This window comes from Bradyrhizobium sp. AUGA SZCCT0283 (assembly GCF_018130385.1).
Lineage (GTDB): Bacteria > Pseudomonadota > Alphaproteobacteria > Rhizobiales > Xanthobacteraceae > Bradyrhizobium.
Genome location: NZ_JAFCLU010000023.1, coordinates 117,085 through 123,084, shown reverse-complemented (window position 1 = coordinate 123,084; position 6,000 = coordinate 117,085). Strand labels below are relative to the sequence as shown.

Below are 6,000 nucleotides of genomic sequence, written 5' to 3'. Positions count from 1 at the left end.
TGGCCGCCGCCGAGAAGATCGGTCCATCCACGGTCGCGCTGTGCGAAGCGATTATGCGGACAAAGCCGCATCCTGAGAAGGGCTTCCGATCCTGTCTCGGTATCCTGCGGATAGGCGGGCTGTCTCAAAGGTGCCAGGAACGGAGCTCGCGACTTCATTCGATCACCTCATCGGCACGAGCCAGCAGCGTAGCTGGAATTTCGATGCCGAGCTCCTTCGCAGTCTTGAGGTTGATGAATGGCTACTCAACCGCGAGGTCCTCGGGCTTGGCACCTCTAAAGATTTTGTCGACGTAGGTGGCCCCACGCCGGATGAAGTCAGTAATATTCGCTCCATAGGACATGACCCAACGAGTTCCACAAATTCCTTGCCCATGGATATTAAGGGCAGCCGGAGCTTTCCGGCGAATTCGACTGCGTCTTCGCTCTGCGAAGAGTATCGGACTTGGAAATACCACGGCATCACATGGACATCGTCAGGATCCGAGGCGGTTGGCTGCGGTTGCGCTTGCGAAGCTCGCCGGTTAAGCAACTGTTATGAGCGATACACCTCCCGGGAGCGCAGAGGTCAAGAGTCGGCACTACTCCGACTGGACCCCGACCACGACTGCGATGCGCGCGCTTTAGAGATTTGAAATCTGCAAAAGCTTGCGGTCACCGATCCAAGTTCTGGCAAGATCAGCCTCGGCCTTGCGGGCCGCGGTGGCATCGCCGCGCGACTTGTGCAGCTCCGCCAGCCCGTAATACGACCAGCCATTGGCGGGCGCCCGACTGAGCGCGCGCTGGAATTGCCGCTCCGCCTCGGCGTAACGGCCGGCCAGCAGCAAGACGGCGGCAAGCGACTGCCGGATCGGATAATACCAATAGGGTGGCTCGGTGTAGGCCAACGCGTCCTGCAATGCCGCCGCCCGCTCGAACCGGATGATGGCGGTGCGATGGTCGCCCTTGATCTGGGCTACGCGTGCGAGGATGACTGTGCGCGCGATGCGGAGCACCTCCTGCGCCGGAACGCCTGAATCCTTCAGCAGCTTGAAGTCCGCGGTGCGCTCGATAGTCTCGATGGCGTTCGCCGCGGCAGTAGCGCCCGCGAAGTCACGGTTCGCCGCCAGCGCGACGCCGCGCACGTAGAGCCACATCGCCTTGACATAGGGAATCGCATCGCCGGGATCCGGCAGCGCCAGAATGGTCTCGGGCGTGCTGAACTGCGCGTGGGCGAAGTAAGGCGCCGCCTTGACAGGCTGCACCATCGCAATACCACGCGCAGCCTCGTCGGGGATGAGCTTACCAAGCTTCTCCGCGGCGGCGATCACGGTCGGGCCGTCGCCGGCCATCTGCGCCGACGCCATCACGAAGTGCACGTTATGCGGATAATAACCGAGCCGGTAGACGCCCATCGGCGCGTTGGTTTCGGCCAGATATTTTTCATCGACCTTGACCGCGGTCTTGTTATCCTCCAGTGCGTCGAGATACCGGCCAACCCGATAGTAAATGTGGCTCGGCATGTGGACGACGTGGCCGGCACCGGGGATCGCACCGCGCAACCGGTCGGCATAAGGCTCGGCGCGCTTCGGCCGGTCGGACGCCTCGACGGCATGGATGTAGAGGTGAATTGCACCGGCATGATTGGGATTGCGAGCCAGCACACGTTCCAGCGTCGGCACGATCGGCACGCTCTGAGGCTTGGCTTCGCGGCCGCCCGGCTTCCAGTAGTCCCAGGGGCTGATATCCATCACGGCCTCGGCATAGAGCGTGGCGATTTCGTCGTCGTCGGCAAACTGCTTTGCTACCTTTGCCATTTCGGCCGCGTAGGCTGCGTCGAACGGGGCGCGCGCGGCCTTCGGATCGCTGCCGTAGCGCGCCGCCAGAGCACCGATCAACGCCTGCTCGCGTGGGCTTGCCTTCCCGGCAAGCGCCTTCGCCTTCTGTGCGGCAGTGTAGGCGGGAGCGACCGCGTCTTCCGGCATCGGAAGATTGATGTTGGGACCGAGCACCATCGCTTCGCCCCAAAAACACATGGCGCAGTCAGGATCGAGCTTTTGCGCCATGCGGAACGCGCGCCGCGCCTCATCGTGATTGAATGCGTAGGAAAGACGCAGGCCCTGATCAAAATAGGCCTGCGCGCGCTCGTTTGCGGTCGTGATCTTCCAGTTGGTGGAGCCAATGTCGGTCCACAGCGGTGGCTCGGTGTCCGTGAATGCCGGCGCGGGGCCGGCGGCACTCATCTCGGCGCGTGGCACTTCCGTCTGAGCCAGGCGAAACATCATGTTCGGCGAGCCGGTCGCGGCTGGCGCGCGGCAGATGGGAATATCGGGGTCGACGAGCGGCAGCGATATGTCCACGGCGGTTGCTCGCGCGTCCGCGAGGATAAAGCCGCTCCCGGCCAGCAACGCCGCTAGTGCAACTCCGCCGAGCGCCGCGGCGCCAACGGAAGCCAGTAGACTTTGAGATCGCGTGAACGTCGTCATGTTGGGCTCCAAAATCGGGCGGAGGAAAATCTGCCGATCCGGGATTTCAAAAGGGTCGCACGGACCCGGATCCAAAGAAGACCTTTGACGCGAATTTTGAGATGTTTCCGTCCTTTCCGCAAGGCGACTGCGATGTCTGTGGCTGCGACACGTAAGCGTCGGCGGAAGGCGCGCCACGTTGGGTCAGCGGTGCTGCTCTTGTCCGCTTTGGGTGTGCGCCGTGAAAGGCGGCGCTTTCCGGTGGGTGCAAGTCCCACCCGGCAACCGCTCCAGCCGGAAACAGCCGGAGCAGTCATGGAGGAGACGAAATGGCTGAAGCCTTCGGTTAGCGTGTCACGACTGGTGACAGCGCGAGTGTGCAGGCCGTAACGCGAGTGAACGCCGAGCAAGCCTCGAAGAGGACAATGCGCAGGCCGACCCGACAACCCTTTCGGGGAAGGCTGATACGGCTGGGTGAAGCAGAGCGACGAGTACGCCCAGCCGCTGCGCCGGGGTAGTGGCGACAGCATGTACACAAGGAAAGCGTACGCAACATGGGAAGCCCCATGGCGTGGTCAGCGATGACCGACCGAACGCCCGCGAGGGACGGGTCGGGCGCCATGGGGGGGCGGAGAGGTTCGTATTACCGCTGAAGCCGGGTAACGCCGGTGGAGGGAAGGGACCTCAGTTCCAGACAGACGCAACAAGTGGTGAGGGATTTGGAGATTGGGCAACCTATCAACTCCGAAAACTGGTCAGAAACTGCGGAAGGCGTTGCACGCGAAAGTGAAGGCAGAAGCCGGCTATCGGTTCTATGCCCTGTACGACAAGATCAGCCGCGAGGACATTCTGGCCCATGCCTATGCCCAGTGCCGCTCCAACAAGGGTGCACCGGGTGTGGACGGCCGGGATTTTGCTGCAGCGGTGGCTCGGCGAACTGGCGCTTGCGCTCAGGGAGGAGAGCTACCAACCGGATCCTATCAGAAGAGTGTTCATCCCGAAGGCCAACGGCAAGCTCAGGTCGCTGGGCATCTCGACCGTGCGGGTCTGCATGACAGCAACAATGCTGGTGCTGGAGCCGATCTTCGAAGCCGACCTAGGTCCGAAAAGTGCCATGTACGGAAGTTGTTGACATCGGTTAGGCTATCGGTCGCGGCTTCGAAGCAGCCGAAAGCGCTCCAGATCACGAGGACGGCAAACACTGAAAACGGGGAGTCCAATGGTCGACAAGAGTGAAATAGTTGGAGTGTGGCGATTGTTTTCTGCTCAGGTGCACCAGGAGAATGACGGGGGCGGTCGTTGATGTGCATGGACCGAATTCGCTGGGCTTTGTAATCTTCGACTCGTCCGGGCGCATGATGGCCATCCTCACCAACTCCGGCCGCGCGCCCCTGCGAATGACCCCGGCGAGCGCCGCCTTGTACCGAGGCATGACCACCTACACGGGCCACTGCACTATTCAAGAGAACACGATCGTAACTACGGCGGACTGGCACCCTAACTGGGAGAACACCGAGCAGAGACGTTTTCTAGGGTTATCGGGAGATAAGCTCACGCTCTCGACTCCGGTGCAAGAGCACCCATCGTCCCCAGGACAGATGGGCCGTGCCGTTGTCACTTGGGTCCGTGAACGCACTTAGCTCCGCGCAGCGAGGCACCTATGGAGAGTCGCTGTCAAACGAAACTGTTGATGTGGATCAATGCGTCGGCCCTGTTGCCGCTCGTTAGATTACCCTACAGACTTCAAAGGCGGAGAAGGGTCGTGAGGGGTTATCGGCATCCATCCGCAATAGCAATCGGCGCGATCCTGCTGGGTGTCGCGATCTTGTCGACAAGTCCTTCTCTGGCCCAGCCACAGGCCACAAAGGAGGAACATAAACTGACGCTTCGTGCCATCATGCAGGAACTCGGAGCAGAATATTTGCGACTGGCCAACGCGTTGCTTATCGACGATTTCAAGGGTCTCGAAGAATCGGCAAAGGCCATCCAAACTCACCTACTGCCTGACGAAATCGTTGTGGCGATAAAGAACAAGCTTGGCAGGAACTTTCGCGCCTTCGAACGGGCCGATGAGCAAAGTCATCAACGAGCGGCAGATCTCGTCAGACGAGCAGCAGCCAAAGACATCTCAGGGGCAGCAAAGGCTTTCGGCGGCATCGCAGACGGCTGTGTGAGTTGCCATAAACAATTCCGCGCACCGCTCAGAAGTTTATCCGATTAGTGTTTGAGGTGGTAGCAGTCGCCGGCGGCCGGAGCGAGGATGATCCTGACAAAAATCCGAAACTCGTTGATTGCTGGGCTTTGTGGGACAAGTGTTCACTCGCTTCTTCTATTGGTCCACAGCAAGACCGGGCCGCTGCCGGAGTTTCAGCCAAATGATGACATTCAAAGGGGCCTATCATGGCTGACAGGTACGGAAATTCACCCAGGCGTCGCGTGGCTGCTATTGTTCGTGAATGGAGCCGTGATCTGGGGGTTCGTGTTTGGTCAGGCATACCGCTTTCTTCCCGGCAAAAGCCCTTGGCAGAAGGGAGTCTTCTTTGGTGTCTGCGCCTGGATTGTGATGGGGCTTGTATTCTTCCCGCTCGTTGATAGGGGGATTTTCGCTGTCAGGCTAGGTTTAGGATTAGCGCCAGCAATTCTCTTGCTCGGGACGTTGCTCACCTACAGTGTGACGATGAGTCTTGTTTATCATCTGCTGAACAGACTCACGTCTGATTTAACCTAAGCAAATTGTGCCGGTACGAATTGCAGCTTGTGATACGGAGCGTCTCCCTGTTCACCTGAGCAAAAGCAGGGCCTGTCAATTGGGCGCATGACGCTGTCTGTGTGCGTCTCCACAGTTAGGTGAAGCCCGTAGACTCCATCACTCGACAAATCGGCTGCCATTCCATCGGAGTGCTCTAATCTCACCATTTACGCCGGATATCTCGACCATGGCCGCATTCTGATCGCGAAGCAGCCGGATATCGCGGGCGTGCACTGTAAGGACTCGACGATACCGTCCTTCATTAGCGACATATACTTCGTGCAGGCATCCTGTGGTGCCGCAATGGACTGATTTGTTGCCGCAGCGGAAATCATCAAAATGAAGAGCGACGAATTCAGCTCCGGGAACGGTGAGATAAAGCGCAAACTGCTGCGCGGCAGCGATCGGTCCGCCGCATGCGGCTTCCCATTTTTGTACAACAGCACGGATTTCAGGCGGCAGATTCTTGAGATGAGCGGGATTCCAACGATCGTGGGCTACCCCACTGTGCGAAAACGCAGGCTGAAATATTCCCGACGAGCAGAGAAGCGCGACTGCCATCGTCGAAATGAGCCGACTTGAATTCACGGCCGCTCCCCAAGCATTGAGTAGGACATAGTTAAATTCTCGCATCCATCGCGGGGAGGTGATTGATGCAAATCAACCCGGAAAACAGTCTCTCGATCTCCCAAATGCGAACACGTCGCAATTGCATACCCGACGGATAGAGATGCACGAACCCGACACATTGCGGCACCTGAAAAGTCGATACTCGGTCGGATCATCCAACGCATCCACCGCTTGACAC

The 6,000-nt window shown here is 59.3% G+C and carries 6 protein-coding genes; 4 read left to right on the top strand and 2 right to left on the bottom strand.

Going from position 1 to position 6,000, the window contains the following annotated elements; translation table 11 throughout:
• Window positions 1–622: 622 nt before the first annotated feature.
• Complete coding sequence (locus tag JQ624_RS27335) at window positions 623–2,464, bottom strand: M48 family metallopeptidase (RefSeq protein WP_212422005.1); 1,842 nt, start codon at window positions 2,462–2,464, stop codon at window positions 623–625.
• Between the two features lie 835 nt (window positions 2,465–3,299).
• Between JQ624_RS27335 and JQ624_RS27330 the strand changes: the two genes are divergently transcribed.
• The 4 genes from JQ624_RS27330 (at window position 3,300) to JQ624_RS27315 (ending at window position 5,171) form a co-directional block, all read left to right on the top strand.
• Window positions 3,300–3,575: a hypothetical protein gene (locus tag JQ624_RS27330; protein WP_212422004.1), complete on the top strand. Its 276-nt coding sequence runs from the start codon at window positions 3,300–3,302 to the stop codon at window positions 3,573–3,575.
• Between the two features lie 151 nt (window positions 3,576–3,726).
• The gene (locus JQ624_RS39755) at window positions 3,727–4,083 is read left to right on the top strand and encodes a lipocalin-like domain-containing protein (protein WP_212422003.1); all 357 of its coding nucleotides are present in this window, start codon (window positions 3,727–3,729) and stop codon (window positions 4,081–4,083) included.
• Window positions 4,084–4,205: 122 nt separating this feature from the next.
• Entirely contained in the window at window positions 4,206–4,664 is a 459-nt protein-coding gene (locus JQ624_RS27320; RefSeq protein WP_212422002.1) for a cytochrome c, read from the top strand.
• A 39-nt stretch (window positions 4,665–4,703) separates the two neighbouring features.
• Entirely contained in the window at window positions 4,704–5,171 is a 468-nt protein-coding gene (locus tag JQ624_RS27315) for a DUF6789 family protein (protein WP_212422001.1), read from the top strand.
• 138 nt (window positions 5,172–5,309) lie between these two features.
• Here JQ624_RS27315 and JQ624_RS27310 read toward each other — a convergent pair whose 3' ends face one another.
• Complete coding sequence (locus tag JQ624_RS27310; protein WP_212422000.1) at window positions 5,310–5,780, bottom strand: hypothetical protein; 471 nt, start codon at window positions 5,778–5,780, stop codon at window positions 5,310–5,312.
• Between the last annotated feature and the right edge of the window lie 220 nt (window positions 5,781–6,000).

Coding starts and splice junctions, on each gene's coding strand:
- JQ624_RS27315 (WP_212422001.1), top strand. CDS start 4,704: ATGATCCTGACAAAAATCCGAAACTCGTTGATTGCTGGGCTTTGTGGG.
- JQ624_RS27335 (WP_212422005.1), bottom strand. CDS start 2,464: ATGACGACGTTCACGCGATCTCAAAGTCTACTGGCTTCCGTTGGCGCC.
- JQ624_RS39755 (WP_212422003.1), top strand. CDS start 3,727: ATGACGGGGGCGGTCGTTGATGTGCATGGACCGAATTCGCTGGGCTTT.
- JQ624_RS27330 (WP_212422004.1), top strand. CDS start 3,300: ATGCCTATGCCCAGTGCCGCTCCAACAAGGGTGCACCGGGTGTGGACG.